This window comes from Psychroserpens mesophilus (genome assembly GCF_050617655.1).
Lineage (GTDB): Bacteria > Bacteroidota > Bacteroidia > Flavobacteriales > Flavobacteriaceae > Psychroserpens > Psychroserpens mesophilus_A.
Map to the genome: position 1 here is coordinate 1 of NZ_JBODQC010000545.1, position 232 is coordinate 232.

General features: G+C 66.4%; 1 protein-coding gene. It reads right to left on the bottom strand.

Annotated features, from left to right (window positions below; translation table 11 throughout):
• Positions 1-232 (bottom strand): NADP-dependent isocitrate dehydrogenase (locus tag ACRHNM_RS18360; protein WP_431138061.1); only part of this gene is annotated, 232 nt, incomplete at both ends.

The following is a 232-nucleotide window of genomic DNA, read 5'->3' on the forward strand; positions in this document are numbered from 1 at the left end:
CAGTTCCTTGATGGCGGCCTTCAGCTGCGGCATCGAGGCGCTGATGTTCGGCAGCTTGATGATGTTGGCTTCGGGTTGCACCGCCAGGGCGCCCAGCTCGGCCAGGGCGTCGCCCAGCTTCTGGCTGCCATCCAGGTAGTCGGGGAACAGGGCGATGATGCGGCCCGCCAGGGAGATGTCGCGGGTCTCGACCGTGATGCCAGCGGACTTCGCGAAGGTCTGGACGATCGGC